Origin of the sequence: Streptomyces sp. NPDC087310 (assembly GCF_044744405.1) — a bacterium.
In the GTDB taxonomy this organism is placed as follows: domain Bacteria; phylum Actinomycetota; class Actinomycetes; order Streptomycetales; family Streptomycetaceae; genus Streptomyces.
Genome location: NZ_JBIUYF010000003.1, coordinates 773,400 through 800,227, shown reverse-complemented (window position 1 = coordinate 800,227; position 26,828 = coordinate 773,400). Strand labels below are relative to the sequence as shown.

The 26,828-nt window shown below is 69.5% G+C and carries 24 protein-coding genes and 1 pseudogene; 10 read left to right on the top strand and 15 right to left on the bottom strand.

The features are described from left to right. Nucleotides 1–763: 763 nt before the first annotated feature. Nucleotides 764–1,294 (bottom strand): HXXEE domain-containing protein, encoded by a 531-nt coding sequence (locus ACIO3P_RS14175; protein ID WP_401849396.1) that lies wholly within the window; start codon nt 1,292–1,294, stop codon nt 764–766. Between the two features lie 59 nt (nt 1,295–1,353). Then, nucleotides 1,354–1,890: a redoxin domain-containing protein gene (locus tag ACIO3P_RS14170; protein ID WP_401849393.1), complete on the bottom strand. Its 537-nt coding sequence runs from the start codon at nt 1,888–1,890 to the stop codon at nt 1,354–1,356. Between ACIO3P_RS14170 and eno the strand changes: the two are divergent. Beyond that, nucleotides 1,838–2,273: pseudogene (gene eno, locus ACIO3P_RS14165) on the top strand (phosphopyruvate hydratase); the annotation flags it as partial. The gene ACIO3P_RS14170 and the pseudogene eno overlap by 53 nt on opposite strands. A 67-nt stretch (nt 2,274–2,340) precedes the next feature. Here eno and ACIO3P_RS14160 read toward each other — a convergent pair. Continuing rightward, nucleotides 2,341–3,633 (bottom strand): methyltransferase domain-containing protein, encoded by a 1,293-nt coding sequence (locus tag ACIO3P_RS14160; protein WP_401849392.1) that lies wholly within the window; start codon nt 3,631–3,633, stop codon nt 2,341–2,343. A gap of 144 nt (nt 3,634–3,777) precedes the next feature. Next, the gene (locus ACIO3P_RS14155) at nt 3,778–4,599 is read right to left on the bottom strand and encodes an SDR family NAD(P)-dependent oxidoreductase (protein ID WP_401849390.1); all 822 of its coding nucleotides are present in this window, start codon (nt 4,597–4,599) and stop codon (nt 3,778–3,780) included. 73 nt (nt 4,600–4,672) lie between these two features. Here ACIO3P_RS14155 and ACIO3P_RS14150 point away from each other — a divergent pair, with 73 nt between their 5' ends. Continuing rightward, nucleotides 4,673–6,184, top strand: coding sequence for a hypothetical protein (locus ACIO3P_RS14150; RefSeq protein ID WP_401849389.1), 1,512 nt, complete (start codon nt 4,673–4,675; stop codon nt 6,182–6,184). A 17-nt stretch (nt 6,185–6,201) separates the two neighbouring features. On the opposite strand, the gene ACIO3P_RS14145 is transcribed toward ACIO3P_RS14150, so the two are convergent. After that, nucleotides 6,202–6,717: an ATP-binding protein gene (locus ACIO3P_RS14145; RefSeq protein WP_401849387.1), complete on the bottom strand. Its 516-nt coding sequence runs from the start codon at nt 6,715–6,717 to the stop codon at nt 6,202–6,204. Nucleotides 6,718–6,930: 213 nt separating this feature from the next. On the opposite strand from ACIO3P_RS14145, the gene ACIO3P_RS14140 reads away from it, so the two are divergent. From ACIO3P_RS14140 to ACIO3P_RS14120, 5 genes are all read left to right on the top strand, one after another. Further along, nucleotides 6,931–7,782, top strand: a complete 852-nt coding sequence (locus ACIO3P_RS14140; protein ID WP_401849386.1) for a helix-turn-helix domain-containing protein — start codon at nt 6,931–6,933, stop codon at nt 7,780–7,782. 10 nt (nt 7,783–7,792) lie between these two features. After that, nucleotides 7,793–7,984, top strand: coding sequence for a hypothetical protein (locus tag ACIO3P_RS14135; RefSeq protein WP_401849384.1), 192 nt, complete (start codon nt 7,793–7,795; stop codon nt 7,982–7,984). Between the two features lie 17 nt (nt 7,985–8,001). Then, nucleotides 8,002–8,691, top strand: a complete 690-nt coding sequence (locus ACIO3P_RS14130) for a histone-like nucleoid-structuring protein Lsr2 (protein ID WP_401849382.1) — start codon at nt 8,002–8,004, stop codon at nt 8,689–8,691. Nucleotides 8,692–8,747: 56 nt separating this feature from the next. Further along, a complete protein-coding gene (locus tag ACIO3P_RS14125) occupies nt 8,748–8,939 on the top strand; it encodes a hypothetical protein (RefSeq protein WP_401849381.1) in 192 nt (63 codons plus the stop codon). Nucleotides 8,940–9,175: 236 nt separating this feature from the next. Further along, nucleotides 9,176–9,463, top strand: coding sequence for a hypothetical protein (locus tag ACIO3P_RS14120; protein ID WP_401849380.1), 288 nt, complete (start codon nt 9,176–9,178; stop codon nt 9,461–9,463). Between the two features lie 11 nt (nt 9,464–9,474). Here the strand turns inward: ACIO3P_RS14120 and ACIO3P_RS14115 are convergent, their stop codons facing one another. From ACIO3P_RS14115 to kdpF, 5 genes are all read right to left on the bottom strand, one after another. Beyond that, a complete protein-coding gene (locus ACIO3P_RS14115; protein WP_401849378.1) occupies nt 9,475–12,774 on the bottom strand; it encodes a type ISP restriction/modification enzyme in 3,300 nt (1,099 codons plus the stop codon). A 119-nt stretch (nt 12,775–12,893) separates the two neighbouring features. After that, nucleotides 12,894–13,577 carry a potassium-transporting ATPase subunit C gene (locus ACIO3P_RS14110; protein ID WP_401849377.1) on the bottom strand — a complete coding sequence of 228 codons (684 nt, stop codon included), beginning with the start codon at nt 13,575–13,577 and terminating at the stop codon, nt 12,894–12,896. A gap of 5 nt (nt 13,578–13,582) precedes the next feature. Beyond that, nucleotides 13,583–15,772 carry a potassium-transporting ATPase subunit KdpB gene (kdpB, locus tag ACIO3P_RS14105; RefSeq protein ID WP_329824136.1) on the bottom strand — a complete coding sequence of 730 codons (2,190 nt, stop codon included), beginning with the start codon at nt 15,770–15,772 and terminating at the stop codon, nt 13,583–13,585. Continuing rightward, nucleotides 15,769–17,472, bottom strand: coding sequence for a potassium-transporting ATPase subunit KdpA (kdpA, locus tag ACIO3P_RS14100; protein WP_329824137.1), 1,704 nt, complete (start codon nt 17,470–17,472; stop codon nt 15,769–15,771). The genes kdpB and kdpA overlap by 4 nt, the downstream gene beginning before the upstream one ends. A 7-nt stretch (nt 17,473–17,479) precedes the next feature. Next, nucleotides 17,480–17,569: a K(+)-transporting ATPase subunit F gene (gene kdpF, locus ACIO3P_RS14095; RefSeq protein WP_037727062.1), complete on the bottom strand. Its 90-nt coding sequence runs from the start codon at nt 17,567–17,569 to the stop codon at nt 17,480–17,482. A gap of 324 nt (nt 17,570–17,893) precedes the next feature. Between kdpF and htpG the strand changes: the two genes are divergently transcribed. Beyond that, complete coding sequence (gene htpG / locus ACIO3P_RS14090) at nt 17,894–19,915, top strand: molecular chaperone HtpG (protein ID WP_329824138.1); 2,022 nt, start codon at nt 17,894–17,896, stop codon at nt 19,913–19,915. Nucleotides 19,916–20,084: 169 nt separating this feature from the next. Beyond that, complete coding sequence (locus tag ACIO3P_RS14085) at nt 20,085–20,315, top strand: hypothetical protein (RefSeq protein ID WP_329824139.1); 231 nt, start codon at nt 20,085–20,087, stop codon at nt 20,313–20,315. 32 nt (nt 20,316–20,347) lie between these two features. Here ACIO3P_RS14085 and tatA read toward each other — a convergent pair whose 3' ends face one another. Then, the gene (tatA, locus tag ACIO3P_RS14080; RefSeq protein ID WP_329824140.1) at nt 20,348–20,647 is read right to left on the bottom strand and encodes a Sec-independent protein translocase subunit TatA; all 300 of its coding nucleotides are present in this window, start codon (nt 20,645–20,647) and stop codon (nt 20,348–20,350) included. A 162-nt stretch (nt 20,648–20,809) separates the two neighbouring features. Here tatA and ACIO3P_RS14075 point away from each other — a divergent pair, with 162 nt between their 5' ends. After that, complete coding sequence (locus ACIO3P_RS14075) at nt 20,810–22,390, top strand: LCP family protein (RefSeq protein WP_401849376.1); 1,581 nt, start codon at nt 20,810–20,812, stop codon at nt 22,388–22,390. A gap of 3 nt (nt 22,391–22,393) precedes the next feature. Here ACIO3P_RS14075 and mgtA read toward each other — a convergent pair whose 3' ends face one another. The 4 genes from mgtA to ACIO3P_RS14055 all read right to left on the bottom strand — a co-directional run bounded on the left by mgtA (nt 22,394) and on the right by ACIO3P_RS14055 (nt 26,805). Next, entirely contained in the window at nt 22,394–25,129 is a 2,736-nt protein-coding gene (gene mgtA / locus ACIO3P_RS14070) for a magnesium-translocating P-type ATPase (protein ID WP_401849374.1), read from the bottom strand. 7 nt (nt 25,130–25,136) lie between these two features. After that, complete coding sequence (locus ACIO3P_RS14065; protein WP_329824143.1) at nt 25,137–25,496, bottom strand: metalloregulator ArsR/SmtB family transcription factor; 360 nt, start codon at nt 25,494–25,496, stop codon at nt 25,137–25,139. 150 nt (nt 25,497–25,646) lie between these two features. Continuing rightward, nucleotides 25,647–25,937, bottom strand: coding sequence for a twin-arginine translocase TatA/TatE family subunit (locus tag ACIO3P_RS14060; RefSeq protein WP_401849373.1), 291 nt, complete (start codon nt 25,935–25,937; stop codon nt 25,647–25,649). A gap of 166 nt (nt 25,938–26,103) precedes the next feature. After that, a complete protein-coding gene (locus ACIO3P_RS14055; protein ID WP_329824145.1) occupies nt 26,104–26,805 on the bottom strand; it encodes a hemerythrin domain-containing protein in 702 nt (233 codons plus the stop codon). Nucleotides 26,806–26,828: the final 23 nt, after the last annotated feature.

Genomic DNA, 26,828 nt, shown 5'->3' with positions numbered 1-26,828 from the left:
ACGGTAGTGCAGACCACTGACGACGCCCGTCCAGGCGATTCCCACCCTTGGCTCAGTCATCGTCTCAGGTGGCCTCCGGGCCCATGACTTCCCATGGGAAACCTCGCCGTTCCCGAGTGCGAGCAGTCATGGATCACCGATCACCGTGCCCGCCGCCCAAGCCCCAATCCTCTTGGGAGCCGCTGGGGAGCCGATTCGCTCCCGGAGGCCAGTCGGCACCACACGAATCCGATCGAGCCCATGACTCTGACCAGGGGAAACACCGTTCGGGCTGGTGGGGATCTTGGGTGGACCTCGTTCGGGACGAAGAGGTCGTGGGTTCAAATCCCGCCACCCCGACAGCCAGAAAGACCAGGTCAGGGCCGGTCTCCTTTATGGGAGACCGGCCCTGTCTCGTTGTGGGACGGGCAGCGCACGTGGCTAGGGTGTCGCCCGGCCTCCGTGACGCCGTCGGAACCGATCCGGCGCGGCCCCTTCCTGCCCCTGATGAGGTGACCGCTCGATGACGCGATGGTTCCGCAGTTACTGGGGCGAGGAGGACATCTGGTTCTACTTCGAGGTCGGTGATGACGGCTGGGTGGTCCGGCAGGTGGAGCTTCGAGGGGCCGATCTGCGGCCTGTCGCCGCCGCGTGCGATACGGACCTCGACACCCGGTACGGGATGACCGCCGAGTCGCCGGTGTCCGAGTGGGAAGGGTATGAGCCGGAACCGCTGACGGCCGAGGAGTTCGAGGGTGTCTGGGGTGCTGCGCGGGGGTGGCTCTCAGGGGGTTCGGTGGAGCAGGCGGCGGATTCCGTATGCCCCCGCGTGGACCCCGAGGATGCCCGCCGGGAAGAGGGCGGCGCTCGTCAGGGCCCTTCGGGTGTCGACTTCCCCGAGGACGCCGGCGCGGCGCAGTTCGCGCCAGGACCAGAGTGAGAACGGGGCGACCACCAGCGGGGCCGTGACCACTCCGGGGGTGTATCCGCGCAGGGCGGCGCTCTGTGCCAGGTGGGTGGCCGCGTGGAGGCCGAATCCGGCCAGTACCGTCTGGAAGTAGGGCGACCGGCCGCCGGTTCTGGCTCCGTCGGCTGCCGCCGCGCCGATCACCAGGCCCATCAGGCCGATGGCCGTGGCCGCGTGTCCGGGCGTCACCCGTAGCGCGGACCAGACGCGTTCGGGGACCTGCGGGTGAGCCTCCCGCAATCGGTCGACCTGGGCGTCGGCCCAGCCGGGCATGGTAACCAGTTCCTCCAGGTCGTGCACCACGAAGGCGGCCAGCAGCCCCCAGGTGACCGCCCGCGACGCGCCCATTCCGCCCCCGCTCGTCCGTCGTGCCTCCGGGACATCATGACGCGCCGCGACCCCCCGGGTCACGTCGTCGCGGCCAGGCGCAGGGCTTCTTCGACCGCGTGCGGGATGTCCTCGACCGGGAACAGCGCGTGCCGCACCGTCCGTTCCCGGTCGACGACCAGGATCAGCCGCTTGAGGCGCAGGCGGCCCGCGCCGCGGAAGGTGCGTAGGCGCAGGGCCGCGGTCAGGCGGTGCTGGGTGTCGGAGAGGAGCGGGTACGGGATCGCCTCCGTACGGGCAAAAAACGCTTGTTCGTATGGGAGTTGGGTGCTGATGCCGTGCACTGCCACGTCCGCGCGCCGGAATTCGGGCCAGGCGTCGCGGAACAGCCGGTTCTCCAGGGTGCATCCGGCGGCGCCGGGGATCGAGGCGTCGTCCAGGTCCAGGTCCGCGCCGGGGTACGTGAACAGTACGGTCGCCGCGGCGTCCGGGGCGACGACCGGGTGAACCGCGTTGTCACCGACGGGTAGTTCGAGGGCGGGCAGCCGCGTCCCGGTGAGGGCGTCGATCGAGGACCCGATGGCCGAGGACGACCACGACGGATGGCGGCTGCTCACCGCCCGGCTCGGGGAGCGCTGCCAGCTCACCGGCGACGACGTCTTCTGCACCAACGAGACTGCTGCGCGGGGGGATCCGCGACGGCGTCGCCAACTCGATCCTGGTGAAGGTCAACCAGATCGGCACGCTCACGGAGACCCTCGCCACCATCGCCACCGCCCATCGCGCCGGCTACACCGTGGTCATGTCGCACCGCTCCGGCGAGACCGAGGACACCACGATCGCCGACCTCGCCGTGGCCACGGGCTGCGGCCAGATCAAGACGGGCTCGCTCTCCCGCTCGGACCGCACCGCCAAGTACAACCAGCTCATCCGTATCGAGGAGGAGTTGGGCGGCCAGGCGCGTTACGCGGGACGGGATGCCCTCGGGCTGCGTCGCTGAGGCGGCGTACGTCTCGGCGAGCCGCCGGCGCCTCAGCCGCGTACGCCGGCCACGAGGCCCGTACGCCTCAGCCGGCCCGGACCGCGCGGGCCAGGAAGTACGGGTCGGCGTCCTCGTAGCGCTCCAGCCGCCAGCCGGCACCGGTCAGCAGGGGCCGCAGGTTCGGCTCGCCCAGCGGGTCGTCGGGGCTCAGCGGGCGGCCGTGGCGGGCGGCGCGTTCGACGCGGCCGGAGGGGTGGAAGAGGAGCAGGGCGCCGCTCGGCGCGGTGACCCGGGCCCATTCGCGCAGCGCGGCGGCCGGGTCGGGGAGGTGGTCGAGCAGCCCGGCGGTGAAGATTCCGTCCACCGTGCCCGGCGGCAACGGCAGTTGGCAGCAGTCCGCGAGCAGCAGGCCCGCCGGCCCGCCGCGCCCTTCCCTGGCCGCCGCCAGGAGCATGGCCGAGGTGACGTCCACGCCCAGGACCGCCCCCCTGTCCCCTACCTCGGCGCGCAGCGCGGGCAGGGCACGCCCGGTGCCGCAGCCCAGGTCGAGCGCCGTCTGACCGGGGCGCAGCCCCAGGCGGGCGACGGCCTCGGCGTAGCGCGGCCCGTCGGCGGCGAAACGTGTCTCCCAGGAGTCGGCCTTCGGGGTGAAGAAGGTACGGGTCGCGGTGCGCCCGGCCCGCGCGGCCACCAGCGCCGCGAACCGCCCGAGCACCAGGTCCCGGTACGGTGCCGGCGCGGCCAGTTCGTCCGGCGCGGCCTCCCGCAGGCCGGGCGCGGTGGCCGCCTCCGCCGGGAACGCCGCCACGAACGCGTCCACCGCGGCCTTGTCGGCCTCCAGGTGGAACTGGAGCCCCCACGCGGCGCCGCCCACCCGGAACGCCTGCACCGGGTACCGCTCGCAGGAGGCCAGCGGCACCGCCCCGGCGGGCAGGGTCATGGTGTCGCCGTGCCAGTGCAGCACGCGCAGCCGCTCGGGCGTACCGGCGAGGAGCGGGTCCCTGGCCGCCGCCGGGCTCGTACGGACGTCGCCCCACCCCACCTGCGGCCCGGCCCCCGGGTGGGCCGTGCCGCCGGCGGCGACCGCCAGCAGTTGCGCGCCCAGGCAGACCCCGAGCACCGGCACTTCGGCGGCCAGCGCCCGGCGCAGCAGGGCCAGTTCGGCACGGCGGGTGGGGAAGCCGTCGTCGCGGTACGCCGCCGCCGGGCCGCCCATGACCACCAGCGCCTCGACGCCGGCCAGGCTCTCCGGCAGCGGATCCCCGGCCCACACCCGGCACAGCCGCACGGGCAGCCCGGCCGCGGCCAGGGCCTCGCCGATCGCGTACGGGCCTTCCCCTCGCGCGTGCTGCACCACCAGGACGCCCACAGCCCTCACCCCAGCCTCACCCAGTCGGCGGAAGCCGCATGTACGGCTCAGACCAGGGTGAGCGCACCGCACATGCCAGTCAATGAGGCGTCACGGCTCGCATACGCGGTCAGGACCAGCGGGCAGCCCTGGCCGTACGGCCCCTCTCCCGCGTCAGCCCGCCTTGGCCTGCGCCGAGATCCCCCCGTCGACGGGCATCGCGGCGCCCGTGACGAACGAGGAGCGGTCGCTGCACAGCCAGACGGCCGCCTCCGCGATCTCCTGCGGTGCGGCCATACGCTTCTGGATCTGCGGGGCGATGAACGCCTCCTCCAGCCCCGGGACCTGCCGTACCGCCTCGTCGATCATCTCGCTGCGGGTGGTGCCGACGACGAGCGCGTTGACGCGGATGCCCCGCTCTCCGTACTCGGCCGCGGCGGCGCGCGTGATGCCGAGGATCGCGTGCTTGGAGGCGACGTACGGCACGGAGGCGCCGGTGGCGTAACGGCCTGCCGTACTGCTGGTGTTGACGATGGAGCCGCCCCGTCCCGAGGCCAGCATGACCGGCAGTTGGTGCTTCATGCAGTTCCACACACCCCGCACGTTGACGTCCATCGTGCGCTCGTACACCTCGTCGTCCGTCTCGTGCAGACAGGATTCGATGGTGGCGTAACCGGCGTTGTTGAAGGCGCAGTCGAGACCGCCGAACCGTTCCACGGCCGCCTCGACCGTACGCCGGACGTCGCCGGAGTCGCTGACGTCGCCGGGGGCGGCCAGCGCGCGGCCGCCCCCAGCGGTGATCTCCTCCACCAGGGCCTGGAGCCGGTCGGCGCGGCGCGCCATCAGGACGACCGCCGCGCCCTCCCGCGCGAAGAGTTTCGCGGCTGCCGCGCCTATGCCGCTGGACGCCCCCGTGATCATCGCGACGCGACCCGTCAGCAGGCCCCCGCGAGGTCCGTGTCCACTGTCACCGTGTGTGCTCTCCCGTGTGGTCATCGGCCGAGCATAGGAGCCGGTCCTCCGGCGGATCCATCGGTAATTCACCGATGGGCACTGGCATAGTGCCCGCATGCTCCGACGAATACGCAAACGGATGCGGATACGCAAACGGATACGGATAGGGATACGGATACGGGTCGCCCGACGCCCGGCCGCCCTCGCGGCAGGCGTCCTCACCCTCCTTGCCGCCGCCTCGTCACCCGCGTCGGCCGAGGGCTCCCGCGAGCGCGAGGTCGCGCTCCGGTTCGACACCCCCGCGGCCTTCTCGATGTACCACGCCGACGAGGGCGCCGAGGCCGAGAACAGCGACTTCGCCGTGCCCGTAGCCGTCGCGCCCAGCGACGGCGGCCCGGCCCGCAACGTCCGGGTCGTCGTGGACGCGTCGGGACTGGCGGGCGTCGCCCACGCGGTGAAGGGCGGTTACGGGAACTGCACCGGCGGCGGCCCCGTGTTCACCTGCGTCTACGGCGACGTGCAGAACGGCGACGGGGAGGCCAACGCGCCCTTCACCCTGCGCGGCGTGGACGGCGTACGGCCGGGCGACAGCGGGACGGTGACGTACACCGCCACCGCCGACAACGCGGCCCCGGTCACCGGCACGACCCGTATGACCGTGGGCGGCCCCACCCTGCACACGCCCGAGGAGGAGAAGACGGTCAAGGGCCTGGCCCCGGGCACGTCCGCGCCGCTGACCCCCAGGTTCGCCAACCACAGCCGGTTCACCACGGAGCGCGGCGTCGCCCTGCACCTCACCGCGCGGGACGGTCTGCTGTTGACGTCACGCCCGCGCAACTGCTCCTTCGACACCACGTTCACCTCGGCGTGGTGCACGTTCCCGACCCGGGCCGCGGCGCGGACCGCGTACCGCGTCAGCTCCCCGATCAGTTACACGGCCGCCCCCGGCAAGCTGGCGGGCACGCTGTCCTACTCCTGGTCGTCCGAACCCCAGAAGCCCGACGGCCTGACGGTGCGCGGTACGGGCGCCCCGCTGACGCTGATCAGAACGGCCGCCCGGGGCCTCACGCAGGGCAGCAGCGAGGTCAAGGTCGAGACCACCGTGCAGGCCGACTACGAACCGGTGACCGCGACCGTACGGGGCCGGGTGGGCGACACGGTGAAGGTCCGGCTCGGTCTGCGCGACCACGGCCCCGGCCGGCTGACCGGCTCCGAGACGCAGGGCGGCTTCGAGGTCGTCCCGCCGGAGGGAACCACCGTCACCTCCATCCCGTACGTCTTCGAGGGCTCGGACAGTTCGTGGGCGTGCGCACGGCCGGAGAAATCGGGCAAGGCGTTCGTCTGCGACATCGGTGCGGACGGCTTCTACGACACGCGGCACGAAGAGGGCCCGACCACGATCGACTTCCACATCCGCATCGACCGCCAGGTCCCGGGCGCGCGCGGCACCATCCGCACGTTCAACCCCTACGACCGCACCCCCGCCAACGACACGGCCACCATCCCCCTCGACGCCTCCCCCGCCCCGCCGTACCGGAACCCGGCCCTGTGGGCGACGGGCGCGGGCGCGGCCGTGGCGGCCGGGATCCTGGTGGCCCTGTACCGGCGTCGACGGCGAGCCTCCTGACGCCGTATGGCGCCCCGTCAAGCGGCCCAGCTCCGAGGCGTGTCCACCAGGGTCGCCCACGTCCACGTACCGGCCCCCGGACACTCGGCGGCACGGAAACCCCACGCGCCCCGGTGGGCCGCCACCACGTCGGGGGTGCGCGAGAGGGCGGAGCGGCGCCGCTCGTCGCAGAGGGCGGCGAGGCAGGGCTGCGGGTGGGCCGCGTGAGTGTCGTACACGGTGACGCGCAGGGTGCCCTCCCGCTGCCGCAGGGCGAGGTGGACGTCCGCGCCGTCCCCGGAGAACCGGCAGGCGTACGCAACCAGTTCACGGACGACCACCAGCGCCGGATCGATCAGGCGCTCCATCTCGTGCACGTCCAGGACGAGTTCGGCGACCTCCCGCGCGACCGCGGGGCTGGCCAGTCCGGCGGGGAGGGTGAGGCCGTACACGAGACTCCCGGGCGACGGCTCCCCGAGGCCGGGCAGCGGCGGCGGACACTCCGGTACGCCGGGGATGGTGACGGCGACGGCTGTGGTTTCGCTCTCAGGCATGACAACTCCACTCGCTGATGCGCTGGTTGTTGTGGCAGGAGGAGGCAGGCGGGCTCGCGCGATGCACTTCTGATTTGCTGTAAGCGAGCATCGCGTCACTGAAGGTAGGGCATCGGGGGCCCCAAGTTCCACCCATCGGTGAAACTTGGGGCCCCAATAGACCTATAGGGTGACGCCCGGCACACTGAGCACCGGCCGAAAGGAAGGGTCTTCATGGCCGCACGGACAGCACCAACGCAGCGCCAGAAGAGACTTGGCGCAGAAGTCCGCAAGTTGCGCACCGGCGCGGGCATGTCGATCGAGTACGCCGCCGGGCTGCTCGGTGTCGATCGCAGCAAGATCTCGCACATCGAATCGGGCATCCGCCACATCAGTACGGACCGGCTCCGGACGTTGGCGACGCACTGTGAATGCACGGATGAGGAGTACGTGTCCGCGCTGTTCGAACTCGCCACGCCCTCGGGGCGGAACTGGTGGGACCAGTACCGGGGCCGCCTTTCACCGGGGCTATTGGACATCGCGGAACTGGAGTGGCACGCGGTCGGCATTCAGACGACGCAGACCGCCCATGTGCCCGGCCTGCTCCAGACCGAGGATTACGCCCGCAGCATCTTCGCGGCGGTCCTGCCAGCGCTCTCGCGCCTCGAAGTCGAACTTCGCGTGGCCCACCGCATGGAACGGCAACAAGTACTGGGCCGGGAACAGCCTCCGGGCTTCGTGGGTTACGTACACGAAGCGGCGCTGCGCATGCGCTTCGGCGGTCGCGAAGCGGCACGTAGTCAGCTCAACGCGCTGATCGCGGCATCCGATAGGGACAACGTCACCATCCGCATAGTGCCCTTCGAACGCGGCAGCTTCCCGGGCGCGGGACACGCCCTGCTCTACGCGGAGGGAGCCGTGTCCCAACTCGACACCGCGCAGGTGGATTCGGCCCACGGTCCGGACTTCCTGCACACCGAGCCGCACCTCGCCAAGTACCGAGCCCACTTGGAGTGGATGGACAAGGAATGCTTGTCAGCAAGCGCCTCACGCGATTTCATCCACGGCCTCGCCCGCGAGCTATGAGGGGAACACCATGACCGAGATCACCTGGGAAGAACCATTCTGCGGGGAAGGAAACAACTGCTTCCGCATCGGCACCGACGCGAACGGCAACGCCTACATCGCCGTCGCGGGCCAGGAAGACACCTACCTCACGGACACCCGCGAAGCCCTCACCACCCTCATCCGCGACATCAAAGCCGGCAAGGCCGACCACCTGCTCTAGGGATTGCTGGAGAAGAAATGCCAACGGACGAGGCAGGAGAGGTCCAGCAGGCGTGGGGCCGGGTGACCGCTTGGCTGGAGCGGCACGCCCCTGCTGTTTTCGCTGAGCTCGGTGGCCCGGGGAGCCCAGCGGCTGTCGCCGAAGCGGAAAGCCGCATGGGCCTGGAATTGCCGAGGGAGATGCGGCAGTGGCTCCTGGTGAACGACATCGATGCCGGCAGACAGCCCGCCCGATCGAGTCTGGTGGCGCTGGGGTGCCAGGGAGCCATCCCCAGTGGCGGGCTCCTTCTCGGCCTCACGGACATCGAGCGGGTCTACCTCCACAAGATGACCATGGAGGAGATGGAACGGTCCGAAGACGCTGACTGCCCTTCCTGGCGCAGGGAATGGGTGCCGATCGCCGCGGAAGCCGACGGCTTCTACGGGAAGTTCCTGAACACGCGCACCGGAAGCGTCGGATCCTGGGCCGAGGGGTCCTCCCCCGAGGACGGCGCATACCCGTCGTTGTCCGCCTTCTTCCAGGATGTGGCGGACCGGCTGGAAGGAGTCTCCCCCAGAAGTACGGACCAGACCGCCAAGCACGGTGTGAGTAGTCGCAGGCCGGAGGGCGAGGCGATACGCCTCTGGGCCCGCGCGAACGGCTACCTCGTCAACGACCACGGGCGTATCCCTTCGACCATCCGCGAAGCGTACGAGGCATCACGGTGAGCGCCGGATCTGCCATACCATTCAATGGCACTCAGCCGACACGGCAAGGAGCCAAGATGCCCGTCATCGCATGGGAGCGGCCCTTCTGTGGGGAAGGCAGCACCTGCTTCCGCATCGGCACCGATGGAGAAGGCAACGCATACATCGCCGTCGCGGGCCAGGAAGACACCTACCTCACGGACACCCGCGAAGCCCTCACCGCCCTCATCCGCGACATCAAAGCCGGCAAGGCCGACCACCTGCTGTAGCCGCCCCGGGCATGGACCCGGGTGGAGCGGCAAGCTCCACCCGGGCCTCCATCGTCAAATCCCGACGATACGGCTGGACGGCGGGGCTGTCAGTGCCGTGTGCTAGGCATGGCGGCATGCACCTCACAAGCCCCCTGCCCCACGCAGACCTCACCGGCTCACAGAGGCAGTTACTCGCACAGGTAGCGTCCGCCCCCCTGCCTGACCCCGACGACGGTACGAACTCCGCGGAAGCGGTGGTCGCTCATGGGCTGGATCCCGACCAGGTCCGTGCCGATCTTCCGTCCCTGACCTGGCTGAAGCTGATCACCCGGACCCACGGCTCGCTCGTCGCCACGGACCTCGGAACAGCCGTTCATTTTCATGCCCTGTACGAGTCCTCGGAGGAGCGGCTGAGTCAGGTCGCGCAGCTTGTGTCGGCCCACCAGACGCGGGCGCCCGAGTTGGCTCGGTGCGTTCGTCGGCTGGCCGAGGGATCCCTCACCTTCGAAGAGGCAGCCATCAGGCTGCGCGACTCCGGCTGAGCGGCTTCCGATCAGATGGCCTCGCCCTGAGCGAAGAGCCCGTCTGCCGGACTCCGCCGCGCCTTGCGGCTCGCCTTCGTGACCGGCAGGACGCCGACGACTGTCAACTCCGTGTGCGTAAGCACGGGTTGGGCGAGTATCTCGACGAGCAGCTCGTTCTGGGCAGGAGCCAGGTCTGTGAGACGGCGCAGTACGGAGAGCAGTTCGATCAGTTCCCTGGTCCATTCCTGTGGCCATTGCTCGACGTGGATGTCGTCCAGGGGACTTGTCTTCTTGCTGCTGGGGCTGGCCTTGCGGTAGCCGAACCACTTGTTGACCACGCGCATGCCACCGACGTCGTACGCCCAAACGACTTCGGGCACCGGCGCAAAACTTCCCTCGCCGATGTGGAGAGTCCGTGTGTCGCCGTCGTAGTGGATACGGTCCGGGACTCCGTCGCCGATGCGGGTGAGGTAGCGGACCTGCCGCTCGTCTCCCACCGGAAATTCGATCCGGCCGTCGGGTCTTCCCCCGGCAGCGTCCGTGCACCGTTCGCCGTATGTCGAGGCCCACAGAACCTCGTTGCCGAGTGCGACTGCCCGATCCCATAACGCCCGGTTACGGGTCAGGGGCAGACGGACGCCCGGGGTGAGCAGCTCTTCGCAGAATCGCTCGGTGAAGGCACTGTGTCCGGCAACGGCGACTGTGTACGCGGCCAGCTCGGTCACGGTGATCCGTTCCGTACCCAGCACGCGAGCGAGGAAGGTGAGCAGTCCGGGGGGAACGTTGGGAGAGCCGTCAGTGTGCAGGGCGGGCATGAACCGCCCGCCCCGACCGTTGAAATGGTCCGTGTTCGGTATGAGGTGAGTCGCCACCACGGCCGGCCCTGAATCTATCTCGTGTGACGACTGCTGATTCAGGAAGAGCTGGCCGTCCTGAAGCGATGCCCATAGTTCGGAGCGTGGATAGTCGAGCACTCGGTTGTCGGCGATCAGCCATTGCCGGTCAAAGCTGCGTAATGCCGTGCGAATCAGTTCGGGGCGGACAGAAACTTCCTGGCCAATGGGGCAAGGATGGGCCTGCTGTCCGGGCAGCGGGGCTTTCTTGGTATTCAGTGTGCGGTCACGGGTCTCCTTGAGCAGCTTGCCCTTGTCTGCCAGGTCGGTCTCCCGTACGAGGGTTACCCAACGGCGGCGCAGAGTCTCAGCGGAAGGAGAACTGACCCAGGCGCGGTTCGACGTGGTGCCAAGACTGCCCCAAGGAAAGAGGGAGTCCAGGGCCGGGAACTCCTCCCAACCGGACTCGGTCAGCGGGGTGAAGGGCCGTACTCGCTGAACATGGGTGCCTCGCCAGCCGTCGTCGTCCAGTCCGATCTCACGAAGTTGCTGGAATTTCTCGGCGCGTCTGCCCGCAAGCGCACGATAGTGCACCCGCGCGCGGTGGTCCTTGCTGCGCTCGACACCTGCCTTGCGGACGAAAACGCAGATGGCGAGCGGTTGGGCCACCATGGGGAAAACACGAGTCGCGATGTCCGAACGTTGCCCTTCGGGGGAAAGGTTGATGATCCAGCCCTCATCACACGTACGCCGCAGGTAGTCACGCATCCCCCGGCCGCCGGGGCCGGTCGCCCATCCGGATGGGGTGATGAAACAGACCACGCCGTGGCGGTCGTCCTCATGAGCGTCGAAAACCTTCCAGGCAGCCCATCGCCAGAAGTACACGTACATGTTCTTGAGCATGTGCTCGTAACGGCCGTTATCCGGATACCGAAAGCTGTCGAGCAAGGGCACATCATGCTCCCCGCTCCCTCTCTCCACCCATCCGCCTCTGTTCTCCGCCTTGGCGTCATAGGGAGGATTCCCGATGACGACCGTGACGGGGATATTCGCCTTCAGAGCGTTGGCACGCCTTCGGGATTCGGAGAGCGGGCCTACTGTGGATGGAAGGTACTCGTCCTCCACGAAGGGATTGTCGAGCGTGTCGGTGACGAAGAGGTTGAGGCCGCCACCGGGCAAGGGCGCGTCGTAGCGCTTGAGGAGATCCGACGTGCGTAACTCCGCGACGGCGAATGGTCCCATCTGCAATTCGAAGCCGCTGAGGCGTGATGCAAGCCGGGAGATGGCGTCGGGTGCCATGGCCTCGCCATGCCGCTCGACGGCCTGCTCCGCGACTCGTTCGATGATCGTGTGAAGGTAAGTCCCCGTGCCCATCGCCGGATCCACGATCTGTACCTCGTCCGCGCCGAAGCCATCTGGCTGTCCCAGTCGCGTACGCAGCACCTCCTCGGTGAGGCGGACCATCTCCTCCACGACCTCACGCGGCGTGTAGTAGGAGCCGCTCCTTTGCCTCAGCTCAGGGTCGTACACCGTCAGGAAGTTTTCGTACAGATGGAGATAAGCGTCGCGGTTGCCGGCGCGTATGGCCGGCCAGTTCACGCGGACGATGGTGCGCTGGAGCAGTTCGAGGGTGACGCTGAAGCGGTCGTTGACATGGTCGGTGAGCAACTGCAGTGCTCTGCCCATCAGCGCGTGGTCCGCGTCCAGCAGTCGGCCGACCTCATGCAGGCTCGTGTCTTCGCTCAGAAGGTCCTCCGAGCAGGCCAGTAAGAGAGCGAAAGTGACTGCCTGGGCGTAGCCGTCCGCGAACGTGGCGTCGTCGGCGGTGGGGAACAGCAGTTTGCGCCAGTCGTTCTTCAAGCCGGTGAAAGGCCGGGCACGTACATCGTCGTCCGGGCTGGAGGACTTGGCCTCTACGGCCAACTGTTCGAGGACAGCGGACCGTAACAGACGGCACAGCGGCGCAACATGTTGGACGAGACGGGCCACTCGGAGAATTGGGGCGGGCTTCCACAGGAGAAAGGTCTTCAGCAAGGCGTCAAATGCCCCTGGATCAACAGGAGCAAGCTTGTCTCCCGCGCTCTTCAGTGAGCCGGTGAAGTGGACCGTCTCCCCCCACTGCCGTCCGTCCCGGAACAGCCTCCACTCCGTCCCGTTGGAGTAGAGCAGGTTGGGAAGGTTCCGCAGCTTCTGCCACTGCTCCTTGTTGGCCTTGCTGAAAGAGTCGGGGTCAACGGAAAGACCGGGTCGCTTGAGCTCGATGTAGCCGGTCAGCTCACCGCCGGCGCGGACGGCGTAATCGGGCCGCACCCCGAGATCGGCGAGACGGAACTCGTCATGCCAGGTGACTTCGGGCTGCTGGTGGCGCTCGCCCACCGCTTGGAGCAGCGTCTCAAGTGGCCCGCGAATGGCGGCTTCCGCGCTGCCGCCGCCGGACAACTTGAGCTTGGACATCCGCCCGAACTCTGCCACGGCGGCGAGCAGCCAGTCGTACATCCCCCCTGACATCTTTCCCCCCGTGGATCGCGTCAGAGCACAGAGACTAACTACATGACGTCAACAAGGGAAGACAGAACGTTATATCGAGGGAACGTCACGGGCCTCAACGTCAACCGTTAGCGGGCTCCGGCAGACGCCAACGCCTTCAGCGCGATGTTGAGCTCCAGGACGTTGACCCGCGGCTCCCCGATGAAGCCCAGCGTGCGCCCCGTCGTGTGCGTGTCCACCAGGGCGCGTACCCGGGCTGCGGGGAGGTGGTTGCGTTCCGCTACGCGGTTGGTCTGGAGGTGGGCGTATGCCGGGGAGATGTCGGGGTCGAGGCCCGAGCCGGATGACGTGACCGCGTCCGGGGGGACGGCGTCGGGGGTGATCGGGTGGCCCGGGGTGGAGTTGTCCTTGATGACGGCGGCCTTGGCGGCCTTCACCCAGGCGATCAGTTCCTTGTTGTCGCCGGAACGGTTGGTCGCGCCCGAGAGCAGCAGTTTGTACTGGGTGTTGACGGTGTTGGTGCCCAGGCCGTTGGACGGGCGCGGCTGGAACCAGCGCAGGTCGGGGCGGGCCGGTTCGGTGGGGTCGGAGGGGTTCTTCTTCGGCAGGAGGTAGGTCTGGCCGATGAGTTCCGAGCCGACGACCTTGCCGCCGGAGGTGACCTCCGAGCCGTTGGCCCGGTGGGCGAAGAGGCCCTGGGCGACGCCGGTGACGGCCAGGGGGTAGATGACCCCGCAGACCACGGTCAGGACGAGCAGGGCGCGCAGCCCGGCCCACAGCAGGCGTCCGGTGTTGCGTACGGAGGTGTTCATGACGGTCAGCCGATTCCGGGGATGAGGGAGATGAGCAGGTCGATGATCTTGATGCCGATGAAGGGCGCGACGAGGCCGCCGAGGCCGTAGATCCCGAGGTTGCGCCGGAGCATCCGGTCCGCGCTGGTCGGCCGGTACCGTACGCCCCTCAGGGCCAGCGGTACGAGCACGATGATGATCAGGGCGTTGAAGACGACCGCCGAGAGGATCGCGGACTCGGGCGACGACAGCCGCATGATGTTGAGCTTGTCCAGGCCCGGATAGACGACGGCGAACATCGCCGGGATGATCGCGAAGTACTTGGCGACGTCGTTGGCGATGGAGAACGTCGTCAGCGCGCCCCGCGTGATCAGGAGCTGCTTGCCGATCTCCACGATCTCGATCAGCTTGGTGGGATTGGAGTCCAGGTCCACCATGTTCCCGGCCTCCTTGGCGGCCGAGGTCCCGGTGTTCATGGCGACGCCGACGTCCGCCTGGGCGAGCGCGGGCGCGTCGTTGGTGCCGTCGCCGGTCATCGCGACGAGTTTGCCGCCCGCCTGTTCCCGTTTGATCAGGGCCATCTTGTCCTCGGGTGTGGCCTCGGCGAGGAAGTCGTCCACGCCCGCCTCCTCCGCGATCGCCTTCGCGGTGAGCGGGTTGTCGCCGGTGATCATGACGGTCCTGATGCCCATGCGGCGCAGCTCGTCGAACCGTTCCCGCATGCCGTCCTTGACGACGTCCTTGAGGTGGATGACGCCCAGCACGCGCGCGCCCGCGCCGTCCTCGACGGCCACCAGCAGCGGCGTACCGCCCGCCTGGGAGATCGCGTCGGTGAGTTCGCGGGTGTCCGCCGACACCTGGCCGCCGTGTTCGGTGACCCAGGCGGTCACCGAACCGGCCGCGCCCTTGCGCACCTTGCGCGCGGCGCCGTCCTCGGTGATGTCGACGCCCGACATCCGGGTCTGCGCCGTGAAGGCGATCCACTCAGCGCCGGCCAGCTCGCCCTGGTGGCGTTCGCGCAGCCCGTACCGTTCCTTGGCGAGGACGACGACGGAGCGGCCCTCGGGCGTCTCGTCGGCCAGGGAGGAGAGCTGGGCGGCGTCGGCCAGTTCGGCCTGGTCCGTGCCGCGTACGGGGACCAGTTCGGCGGCCTGCCGGTTGCCGAGCGTGATGGTGCCGGTCTTGTCGAGCAGCAGCGTGGACACGTCGCCGGCCGCCTCGACCGCGCGCCCCGACATGGCCAGGACGTTGCGCTGGACGAGCCGGTCCATCCCGGCGATGCCGATCGCGGAGAGCAGCGCGCCGATGGTGGTCGGGATCAGACAGACCAGCAGCGCCGCCAGTACGATCATCGACTGCTCGGCGTGGGCGTACTTCGCGAACGGCTGGAGGGTGACGACCGCCAGCAGGAAGACGATCGTGAGGGACGCGAGGAGGATGTTCAGCGCGATCTCGTTGGGCGTCTTCTGCCGGGCAGCGCCCTCGACCAGGGCGATCATCCGGTCGATGAAGGTCTCGCCGGGCCTGGTCGTGATCTTGACGACGATCCGGTCGGAGAGCACCTTCGTACCGCCGGTGACGGCCGAGCGGTCGCCGCCCGACTCGCGGATGACGGGCGCGGACTCGCCGGTGATCGCGGACTCGTCCACGGAGGCGACGCCGTCGGTCACATCGCCGTCACCGGGAATGATGTCGCCCGCCTCGCACACCACCAGGTCGCCGATGCGCAGCTCCGTACCCGGGACGCGCTCCTCGCCCGCGTCAGGACCGCGTCCGGTGAGCCGGCGCGCGACCGTGTCCGTCTTGGCCCGGCGCAGGGTGTCGGCCTGCGCCTTGCCGCGGCCCTCCGCGACCGCCTCCGCCAGGTTGGCGAAGACCACGGTCAGCCAGAGCCAGGCGGCGATGGCCCAGCCGAACCATGCGCCCGGGTCCAGGATGGCCAGTACGGTCGTGAGGACCGAGCCGACCTCGACCACGAACATCACCGGGGACGCGATCATCACCCGGGGGTCGAGCTTCCTGAGCGCGTCCGGGAGCGAGCTGATCAACTGCTTGGGGTCGAAGAACCCCACGCCGACCCGTCCGGCGGTTCCGGCGGATCCGCCGATTCCGCCGGAGAGGTCGTCGTGCGGCGCGCGGGCCGAGTTGGGGGTGGGGGTGGGAGTTGGGGTGGGAGTGGACATCTCGTCCTCTTGCCTCTTCGTACGGTCGGTCATGACGCCAGCCCCTCGGCCAGCGGCCCCAGCGCCAGCGCGGGGAAGTACGTCAGCCCGGTGACGATCAGGATCGCGCCGACGAGCAGGCCGGTGAACAGGGGTTTGTCGGTCCGCAGGGTGCCCGCGGTCGAGGGCACGGGCCGCTGCTCGGCCAGCGATCCGGCCAGCGCGAGGACGAACACCATCGGGACGAAGCGGCCGAGCAGCATCACGATCCCGAGGCTCGTGTTGAACCACTGGGTGTCGGCGTTGAGCCCGGCGAACGCGGAGCCGTTGTTGTTGGCGGCCGAGGTGTACGCGTACAGGATCTCGGAGAAGCCGTGCGGCCCCGAGTTGGTCATCGAGTGGCCCGGGGTGGGCAGCGCCATGGCGACGGCCGTGAAGCAGAGGACCAGCGCCGGGGTGATGAGGATGTAGCACGCGGCGAACTTGATCTCGCGGGTGCCGATCTTCTTGCCCAGGTACTCGGGCGTACGTCCGACCATCAGACCGGCGAGGAACACCGCGATGACGGCCATGATCAGCATCCCGTACAGCCCGGAGCCGACCCCGCCGGGCGCGATCTCGCCGAGCTGCATGCCCAGCAGCGCGATCCCGCCGCCGAATCCGGTGAAGGAGGAGAGGAAGGCGTTGACCGCGCCGGTGGAGGTGAGCGTGGTGGCGACCGCGAAGATCGACGAGCCGCCGACCCCGAACCGGGTCTCCTTGCCCTCCATCGCACCGCGCGCGATGTCGAAGGCGGGGGCGCCGTGGTGGAACTCGGTCCACAGCATCAGCGCCGTGAAGCCGATCCAGATCGTCACCATCGCGGCGAGGATCGCGTACCCCTGCTTGACGGAACCGACCATCCTGCCGAAGGTCCGGGTCATCGCGAACGGGATGAGCAGGATCAGGAAGATCTCGAAGAGGTTGGAGATCCCGTTGGGGTTCTCGAAGGGGTGGGAGGAGTTGGCGTTGAAGTAACCACCGCCGTTGGTCCCCAGCTCCTTGATGGCCTCCTGGGAGGCGACCGCGCCGCCGTTCCACTGCTGCGGTCCGCCGAGGAACTGTCCGACCTCGTGGATACCGGCGAAGTTCTGGATCGCGCCGCAGGCGACGAGGACGACGGCGCCGATGACGGAGACCGGCAGCAGGATCCGTACGGTCCCGCGTACCAGGTCGGCCCAGAAGTTCCCCAGCTCGCCGGTACGGGAGCGGGCGAAGCCCCGTACGAGCGCCACCGCGACGGCCATGCCGACGGCGGCGGAGAGGAAGTTCTGCACGGCGAGCCCGCCGGTCTGGACGACCGGGCCCATGGACTGCTCGCCGTAGTACGACTGCCAATTGGTGTTGGAGACGAACGACGCGGCGGTGTTGAACGCCTGGTCGGGGTCGATCGAGGAGAAGCCGAGCGAGCCGGGGAGTCCGCCCTGGACCCGCTGGAGCAGGTAGAGGAAGAGGACGCTCACCACGGAGAAGGCGAGGACACCGCGCAGATAGGCGGGCCAGCGCATCTCGGTGGCGGGGTTGGCGCCGATGGCCCGGTAGATCCACTTCTCGACCCGCAGATGGCGGACGGCTCCGGCTCCGGAGCCGGCTCCGGAGCCTGCCCCGGGGGACGCGTACACGCGGGCCATGTAGTCGCCGAGCGGACGGTACGCCAGTCCCAGCGCCACGATAAGCGCGAGCAACTGGAGCGTACTGGCGAGGACAGAACTCATGACGGGCTCAGAACCTCTCCGGGAACAGCAGGGCGAGGACGAGATATCCCAGCAGGGCGACGGCCACGACCAGGCCGACGATGTTCTCGGCGGTCACAGCTTCGTCACCCCCTTGGCGACGAGGGCCACCAGCGCGAAGACCGCGACCGTGGTGACGACGAAGGCCAGATCGGCCATCGTGAGCTCCTGAATGAGGTTCGGTACGGGTGAGGTACGGAAGGAATCGGACGTCCTGAGGAAACCCCCTCATTCAGGGCTTCCGTCTTCCGTTGACGGTGTCCATACGGCTCCGGTCGCCGGCTTGACGGCTCTCTTACGCCCTGCGGGGATCGCGGGTTGACGGCGACGCGGGCTGGATACGATGAAGGGCGGCTCCACGCGCTGACGCTGCTGATATGAGCGAGGAAAGGAATCCTTGGATATGACGACCGAGACGTTCGAGTTTCAGGTGGAAGCACGCCAGCTCCTCCAGATGATGATCCATTCGATCTACTCGAACAAGGATGTATTTCTTCGTGAGCTGGTCTCCAACGCGTCCGACGCACTGGACAAATTGCGACTGGAAGTTCTCCGGAGCGAACTGCAGGAAGACGTGTCGGACCTCCATATCGACATCGAGGTCGACAAGGAACAGCGCACCCTGACTGTACGTGACAACGGCATCGGAATGTCGCACGACGACGTGGTGGACCTCATCGGCACCATCGCGAATTCCGGTACGGCGAAGTTCCTGAAGGAGATGAAGGAAGCCAAGGAGGCGCAGGACGCCACGGCTTCCGAGGAACTCATCGGGCAGTTCGGTGTCGGCTTCTACTCAAGCTTCATGGTGGCCGACGAGGTCACCCTGCTGACCCGGCGCGCGGGCGAGAGCAAGGGGACCCGCTGGCAGTCCACCGGCGAGGGCACGTACACGGTCGACACCGTGGACGACGCGGCGCGGGGTACGGCGGTGACGCTGCGGCTGAAGCCGGAGGACGCCGAGGACCAGCTCTTCGACTACACGTCCACGTGGAAGATCAAGGAGATCGTCAAGCGGTACTCGGACTTCATCACCTGGCCGATCCGCATGGCCGCCGAGGCGAAGCCCGCCGTGGCCGAGGCGGACTCCGGCGCGGACGGAACGGCCGCCAGCGACGCCGACGCCGCTGACGCGACGCCCGAGCCCGAGACGATCAACTCCATGAAGGCGCTGTGGGCCCGGTCCAGGAACGAGGTGACCGACGAGGAGTACAGCGAGCTGTACAAGCACGTCAGCCACGACTGGACCGACCCGCTCGAAACCATCCGTATGCAGGCGGAAGGCACCTTCGAATATCAGGCGCTGCTCTTCCTCCCGTCCCACGCTCCGCAGGACCTGTTCACGCAGGGGAGCAAGCGCGGAGTCCAGCTCTATGTGAAGCGCGTCTTCATCATGGACAACTGCGAAGCGCTGATGCCCGATTATCTGCGCTTCGTCAAGGGTGTGGTCGACGCCCAGGACCTTTCGCTGAACGTGTCGCGCGAGATTCTTCAGCAGGACCGGCAGATCCAGTTGATGCACCGGCGCCTGGTCAAGAAGGTGCTGTCGACGGTGAAGGAGATGATGGCCGACCGCCCGGAGCGTTACACGACGTTCTGGAAGGAATTCGGCCGGGTTCTCAAGGAAGGGCTGCTCAGCGACTTCGAGAACCGCGACGCGATTCTCGGCGTCTCGTCGTTCGCCTCGACCCACGACGAGGAGGGGGTGACCACCCTCCAGCAGTACGTGGAGCGCATGAAGGAGGGACAGCAGCACATCTTCTACATGACGGGCGAGTCCCGTACGGCGATCGAGAACTCGCCGCACATGGAGGCCCTGCGCGCCAAGGGCTTCGAGGTGCTGCTCCTGACCGACCCCGTCGACGAGGTGTGGGTCCAGTCCGTCCCTGAGTTCGACGGCAAGCCGCTGCAGTCGATCGCCAAGGGCGAGGTCGACCTCGACACCGAGGAGGAGAAGAAGGAGGTCGAGGCCGAGCGCGAGAAGCAGCAGCAGGACTTCGCCGGGCTGCTGACCTGGATGTCCGGCAAGCTGAGTGAGCACGTGAAGGAGGTACGGCTCTCCTCGCGCCTCACGGTGTCGCCCGCCTGCATCGTCGGGGACACCTTCGACGTGACGCCGGCGCTGGAGAACATGTACCGGGCCATGGGCCAGGACGTGCCCCACATCAAGCGGATCCTCGAACTCAACCCGACGCACCCGCTGGTCGTCGGCATGCGCACCGCCCACACCTCCCACACCGGCCGGAAGGCGGACGCGGCGGGCACCGGACCGGACGACGCGGCAGACGCGGGAACGGACGACGCCGGTCTCGCCGAGGCCGCCGAGCTGGTCTACGGGATGGCGCTCCTCGCGGACGGCGGCGAGCTGGCCGACCCGTCGCGCTTCGTCAAGCTGATGGCCGACCGGCTGGAGCGCACCCTGTAGTCCCCGGCTTCCGGATTCCCGGGCCCTCCGGCCGCGAGATACGGAACACTCTGGAGGGCGGTCACTGGCATCGGTGGCCGCCCTCCGGCGTACGTACGCTCCTCCGGATGCTCCGGAGCGCACCCCGTGCACCATGGTTCAAAGATTGCGCAACCTCTAAAGTATTGCCATGGATGATCACGGCAGAACGGAATGGGAAGTCGCGGTCCTCGACGGAGGACCCGCGAACGGGGTACGGATGCGGGTCGCCGACCGGCCGTCCGTGGTGCAGGTGACGTACCCCTGCGAACTGGACGGCCCGTCGGGCGGCGCCCACGTGGACGCGCTCTTCGTCTACCGGCGCGACCCGCGCGTACAGGGCGAGCCCCTGCGGTACGGCTTCGACCTGGCCAGCCCGTGAGGACCTGACGGGGACGGGACCGGACGCACCCCTCAGCGACCCGAAGAGGCGGAGGAGGGCGAAGAGGGCGAGGGGGAAGGCGAAGGGGAAGGGGAGGAGGAAGGCGACGAGGGAGGGGGAGGCGAGAAGGAAGAGGCGGGCGGGGCGGGCGGGGCGGCGGCGTCCGCCGGGGCGCCGCCCTCCTCCCTCATCGCCTTCGTCTCGCTCTTGAGGATGCGCAGGGACTTGCCCACGGCCCGTGCGGTGTCCGGCAGCTTCTTCGAGCCGAACAGGGCGATGAACACGATGGCCACGATCAGCAGGTGCCAAGGCTCCAACCCGTTACGCAACATGCCGCCCCGCCTTCCTCTCGTCGCATCCCGAACCGGCCGGGAATCCCGAATCGTCCGGCACCCCGCGTCACTCACGCACCCGGGGCCCGCACCTCTCACTAAAGTTGCTACATTGCGCAACTGTACAACCAAGAGGCCGGCCAGAGGGATGAGGGCGCACACATGGCAGGCAGCCGCCGGCACACTCCAGCCGCGCGTACGACTCCAGCCGCGCGTACGACTCCAGCGGCGCGCACGAGCCGTCGCGCCGCCCCCGCCCGCTCCCGGCGGCGCCAGCGGAGCGGGCTGCGCACGTCGTTCGTCGTCGCCCTGTCCCTGCTCGTGCTCGCCTCCGCCGGGATCGGCTGGATCTACCTCAAGCTCAGCGGGAACATCAACACCTTCAGCGCGGGCGGCCTCTCCGACAACCGGCCCGTAGGCACCTCCAAGGGCCAGAACGTGCTGGTCATCGGCTCGGACGCGCGGACGGACGGCAACAGCTCGCTGGGCGGCGGCGACCAGGACGACATCGGCCGCTCCGACACCGCGTTCCTGCTGCACATCTACGCCGACCACCAGCACGCGGTCGCCGTCTCCATACCCCGCGACACGCTCCTCGACATCCCGCCCTGTCGGCTGCCCGACGGTACGTGGACGAAGACGCAGGTCAACGCCATGTTCAACGCGGCCTTCTCCGTGGGGCAGAGCGCCCAGGGCAACCCCGCCTGCACCCAGAACACCGTCGAGCACCTCACCGGGCTGCGCGTCGACCACACCGTGGTCGTCGACTTCAAGGGGTTCGCGAAGCTGACCGAGGTCGTCGGCGGGGTGCAGGTGTGCCTGCCCCAGGACATCTACCAGAAGGATCTCAACCCCAACCGCGCCACCCGGGGCGAGCGCCTCTTCACCCAGGGCGCCCAGACCGTCTCCGGCCGGCAGGCGCTGGACTACGTACGGATCCGGCACGGCATAGGCGACGGCTCCGACATCGGCCGGATCAAGCGCCAGCAGGCATTCGTCGCCGCTCTGCTCAAGAAGGTGAAGAGCGACGGGCTCACCCCCACCAAGCTGCTGCCGCTCGCGAACGCGGCGACCCGGTCGATGACCGTGGATCCTGGGCTCGGCTCCGCCGACAAGCTGATCAGCTTCATGATGTCGCTCAAGGACATCGACCTGCACAACACCAAGTTCGTCACCATCCCCTGGCGGTACGAAGGGGCGCGCGTCGCGATCGTCGAGCCGGACGCCTCCGAGCTGTGGGCGGCGCTGAAGGCGGACCGTACCGTCGACGGCAAGGACGCCAGCGGCACGAAGGACACGGGGACCGAGGAGGCCACCGGCTCCCCCGCCTCCCCCACGCCGAGCGCCACCGCCGAGGGCTCCGGCGGCGCCACAGGCGAGGTCTCCGGAGGCGGCATCAGCGTCGCCGTCTACAACGGCACCACCGTCACCGGGCTGGCCGCGCGCGCCTCCCGTACCCTCACGGACCACGACTTCGTCGTCACCGGCACCGCGACGGCGAGCAGCCAGGACCACACCACCACCGTGATCGAGTACGGCGTCGGTCTGGAGGACCGGGCCAGGACCGTCGCGCGGCTCTTCCCGGGGGCGGAGGTCACGCCCGTGTCCACCACCTCGGGCATCGATGTCGTCCTCGGCACGTCGTACGCGGACGCCCCGGCCCCCGGCTCCGTACCGTCCGCCATGACCGACGACGCCCGTTCGGCGGACGACGACCCCTGCTCGAACCTCTCCTACGGCTGAGCCCTACGGCTGAACGGCGACGCTCGCGCCGTCCGGTACGTGCCGCCGCTCGTGGCGTCCCCTCGCCACCGCGAGACCGGCGGCGTACAGCGCGAGGACCAGGGCGAGCAGCACGTAGTACAGCGCGGGCAGCGCCGGCATCCCGAGGGCCGGGCCGAGCGGGGAGAGCGGCAGCAGCAGCCCGGTCACGGCGAGCCCGGCGGCGGCCCAGCGGACCGGTCCCCCTCCGGTACGGCTCGTACGCAGCAGGAGCATCACCAGCGCCTGGGTGAGCAGGTTCTCCGTGAACCACCCGGAGTGGAAGGCCGCCTGGGTGGTCCCGTCCGCCGTCGTGCGCAGGGCGAGGGCGAGCACCGCGAAGGTCGCCAGGTCGGCGGTGGCGTTGATCAGCCCGAACCCCGTGATGAACCGGAGGAACGCGCGCGAACGCAGCTCCGTCGGCCGGCGCAGCGCCTCGGGCCCCGGCCGGTCGTACGCGAAGGCGAGCTGCGCCGCGTCGAAACAGAGGTTCTGCACCAGGACCTGGGCCGGGAGCATCGGCAGGAAGGGCAGCAGCAGGCCGGCGACGAGCATCGCGATGACGTTGCCGAGGTTCGAGGAGAGAGTGATCCGCAGATAGGTGGCGATGTTGCCGCTGGAGTGGCGTCCGGCGCTGATCGCGTGGTCGATCGCGGTGAGGTCCTTCTTGGCCAGGACGACATCGCTGGACTCGCGTACGACGTCGACGGCGTCGCGCGGGCAGATCCCGACGTCGGCGGCGTGCAGCGCGGGCAGGTCGTTGACGCCGTCGCCGAGGAAGCCGGTGGTGTGGCCGTCGGCGCGTACGGCGGCGACGACACGGGCCTTGTGCTCGGGTGTGCAGCGCGCGAAGACGGTGGTGTGCCGGGCGACCTCGGCGAGTTCGGCGTCGGTGAGGCCGTCGACACGGTCGGCGGTGACCACCTCCCCCTCGCCCGGCGGCCCCAGCGGGATCCCGAGGTCCTGGCAGGCGCGGGCCGCCGTTCCGGGGTGGTCGCCCGTGAGGATCCTGACGGTGACGCCACGGGCCGCGAAGACCTCCAGCGCGTCGGCCGCCGTCGGGGCGAGCGCGTCGCGGAGGGCGACGAACCCCCGGAAGTCGAGGCCGCGTTCGTCGGCGGGGGTGTAGTCACGGCGCCGGGCCGGCCGCTCGGCGGTGGCGACGGCCAGGAGCCGCAGCCCGCTCTCCGCCTCGCGGGCGGCGAGGGCGGTGAGCCGGGCGCGTTCGGCGTCGTCGAGCGCGCACCGCTGGAGGACGTCGGCGACGGCGCCCTTGACGACGAGGGTGTGGGTGCCCAGGCGTCCCGGCCGCCGTACGACGGCGGTGGAGAGACGGCGTACGGGATCGAACGGCAGGGCGGCGACGCCTTCGTACCCATGCCCTCCGATGTCCTCGCCTTCCGTCGCACCTTCCGCCGCCTCCGCCGCCTCCGCCGCGTCGAGAATCGCCTCGTCGAGCGCGTCGGGAGCGGGTAGATCGGCCAGTTGCAATGTCCACCAGGCGTTGACGGCGGCCCAGTGCAGTACGTCCGGGTCGGGGTCGCCGTGCGCGTCCGTCGCCCGGTCCAGGACCGGGCGGTCCTGGGTGAGGGTGCCCGTCTTGTCCAGGAACAGTACGTCGACGGCGCCCAGGTCGTGCAGCGCGGGCAGCCGCTTGACGATGACGCTGTGGTGGCGCGCGAGGAGCGACGCGCCCCGGGCGAGCGCCGTGGTGACGATGACCGGCAGCATCTCCGGCGTCAGCCCGACCGCCACCGCGACGGCGAACGGCAGCGTCTCCAGACCCCGGCCGCGCAGCGCCGCGTTGGCCATCAGGACCAGCGGTGGCGTCAGCAGCATGAACCGGATCAGGACCCAGGAGATCCCGTGCACCGAGCGGTCGAAGGCGCTGGCGGGGCGCCGTCCCGGGCGGCTGCGCGCCGTGCCCCACCGCGTACGGGTCCCGGTCGCGACGACGACCGCCGTACCGCTCCCGGAGGCCACGCTGCTGCCCTGGAAGCAGAGGTGCGGCCGCCCGAACACCCCCGGCCCCTCGGCCGACCCCTCGCCGGGCGCGTCGACCGCGTACTTGGCGACCGGGGCCGACTCTCCGGTCAGCGGCGCCTGATGGACGGTCAGACCACTCGCGCGCAGCAGCCGTACGTCGGCGGGCACCAGGTCGCCGGGGCCCAGGCGGATCACGTCACCGGGCACGAGCTGGTCGACGGGGATCTCCCGGGGCCGCGGCTGCGGATCGCTCTCACCGCCGCTGTCGGTACGCCGCAGTACGGTGGCGGTCGTGGCCACCAGGTCCCGCAGCGCGGCCATGGACCGGTCGGCGCGGTGCTCCCCCGACGAGCGCAGCAGACAGCTCACGGCGACGAGCGAGAGGATCACGCACGCGGTGCCCCAGGCGGCGACGGTCGCGGACACCAGACCGAGGCAGAGCAGTACGGCCGTGAACGGATCCCGCAGGCTCCGTACGAAAAGGCGTGGCCAGGAGGCCGTACTCCACTCAGGGACGGCGTTCTCGCCGTACCGGAGCAGGCGTTCCTCGGCCTGCGCGTCGGTCAGCCCGCGCGGTCCGCTGTCGAGCCGGCGCAGTACTTGGAGAGAGGTGAGCGGGGATGCCCGGCCCCGCGGATCCCGGTGCCCGGCCGTGCCCGTTTCCGGGTCGGTGTCCGCGCCCGCGTCCGCCGGGGCGCCCCAGGCGGCGGGCCCCGGCACCACGGACTCGGACATGACGGTCTCAGGCGCCGACGTCGCTGATACGCCGTGGCCCCGGCGCGAGCGCCGCCCGGTCGGTGAGCTGGCCGACCATCAGCCGTACGACGGTCACGACATCGGGGTCGTCGACGAAGTAGACCTGTCGCCGGCCCTCCCGGCGGGACCGTACGAGACCGGCGAGCTTCAGCTTGGTGAGGTGCTGGCTCACGGCGGGCAGCGCGCCGCCGACCCGCTCCGCGAGCCCCGTCACATCGCTCTCGCCCTGGGCCAGCACCCAGACGATGTGCAACCGCGCCGATGACGCCAGCAGCCCGAACGCGGCGGCGGCGTCCGCCAGCACCTCGGCGGAAGGATCCCCGAAGCCGCCGACACCTGCCGTCACGATCGCTCTCCTGTCCCACGCGGGCCGTCCACCCGCGTACCCGTGCCCGATCCCCCGTCCGAATCCCCCTGCCGGAACCCAACGGCTCAGTCTAGGGGCTCCCCCTACGGAGGGGTCGCAGGCGAAAGGAGGCTCGCGTCAGGGCTCGCGTCAGGGACGCTTCGGGGGTTCGTTCGGCTCGACGATGGTGCCGGTGACGATACGGCGCCCACCCTGCGCGTTGTCCTGCGCACCGCCCGGGGAGCCGCTCTGGGCTCCGTCCTGGGGCGCGGTGCCCGGGGCGGCGCTGTCCGCCTTCCCCTCCTCCTTGAGCGCATTCGTCTCGCTCTTGAGGATGCGGGCCGCCTTGCCCGCGGAGCGGGCCAGCTCAGGGAGTTTCTTCACCCCGACAACCACGGCGATGATGATGAGGATCACGGCCAGTTCGCTCAAGCCGAACATCAGGTCTGCTCTCTCCCGGGAACGTCCGCGGCCGTCCTGCCGCCGTGTCGCCGCAACATCTACAGCGCTGTAGAAGTATCCCGCATCAACCACACACGCAACAAGGCCAGGGCCACCCTCGCACGGACTCCTGTGGGGACGTCAGTGGCACCTCCTGTGCAGGTGGTCACAGAGGCACCCCGAGCGCCCGCTTGGTGGAGCGGTACCGCGCCAGGAACACCGGGCGCAGCCAGCGCACCGACGCCGGGAAATTACCCAGCAGCGCCGTGTGCCCCGGGACCCGGTCGGGGTCCTCCAGCAGGCCGAACACGAGATGCGGCCCCGTACGCGGGCCGCCGTGGACGATCGCGGTCCGCAGCCGGGGGACCTCGCGGTCCGGCACCCGGGGGAACAGCTCCAGCAGGACCGGCTCCTCCTCGTCGAGGTTCCTGTTCAGGATGGACTGGACGCGGATCGCGGACGGCAGCCCCGTCATCGCCGCCTCACCGACGACCACCAGGACCTCGCCGCGCCCGCCGGTCACCTCGCGGGCCGCGATCGCGTCGACCGCGCGGGCGAGGGTGTACAGCTCGGCGTCGAGCGCCTCGCGGTCGACGGCCATGCCTTCCAGCTCCGCGACGGGCCCGGGGAAGAGCTCGCGCAGCACCGGCCAGAGGAGCTCGGACTCGCTCGCGCGCTGGCCGTGGACGAACTCGATCAGCCACCGGGCCGTGCCGACCAGCGTGCGCACATCGACGGGTCGGCCGTCCGCGAGGGCCGAGAGCGACGCGGTGACGAGCGTCGCGCCCCGGCGCATGAGGGTGTGCTCGGCGAGGAGTTCGTCGTGGATGCGCGTGCGTTCAGCGCGGAGCGCGGGTGAAACAGCCATCTTCCGTCCGTCCCCCTTCTTTC